General features: G+C 63.7%; 1 protein-coding gene. It reads left to right on the top strand.

Annotated elements, in window-relative coordinates; all coding sequences use genetic code 11:
* On the top strand, positions 1-703 hold a 703-nt coding region (locus EN925_RS38385; RefSeq protein WP_164894802.1), incomplete at both ends, for an AI-2E family transporter.

Raw genomic sequence — 703 nt, 5'->3', positions numbered from 1 at the left:
TTGCCAGACTGAGCGGGGTGATCGAGCGCGTCGGCCAGGAGATTGACAGGCAGGAGCCGTCACAGGCCGCCGCGGACAAGCCACGGCGCGAGCCGGTGCCAGTGGAGGTCGTCGCGCGCGAAAAGCCGCTCCAGGTTCTGCAGAATCTGGTCGGCCCACTGATCAGTCCGCTGGCGTCGGCAGGGTTGATCGTCATCGTCGTCATCTTCATGTTGCTGGAGCGCGAGGACCTGCGCGATCGTTTCATCCGGCTTGTCGGCTATGGCGATCTTCACCGAACCACCGAGGCGCTCCAGGAGGCCGGCAAGCGGGTCGGCCGGTATCTGCTTATGCAGATGGTCGTGAACATCGTCTACGCCATACCGATCACGGTCGGACTGTGGGTTCTGGGCATACCCAATGCACTGCTATGGGGATTGCTGGCGCTGGCACTGCGCTTTGTTCCCTATATCGGCCCGGTCATTGGCGCGCTGCTGCCGTTGTTCCTGGCGCTGGCCGTCGCGCCTGGCTGGTCGCTGGTGCTGTGGACTGCGGGGCTCTTCGTAGCGATGGAGATGATCACAGGCAACGTCATCGAGCCCTGGCTCTACGGCTCGCGGACTGGGCTCTCGCCATTGGCCATCATTGTCGCGGCGATCTTCTGGACCTGGCTCTGGGGGCCATTGGGTCTGGTTTTGTCGACGCCGCTCACGGTCTGCCTCGT

The organism is Mesorhizobium sp. M7A.F.Ca.US.006.04.2.1 (assembly GCF_004022915.1).
Classification (GTDB): Bacteria; Pseudomonadota; Alphaproteobacteria; order Rhizobiales; family Rhizobiaceae; genus Mesorhizobium; species Mesorhizobium ciceri.
This window is presented reverse-complemented; position numbering and strand designations above follow the sequence as displayed.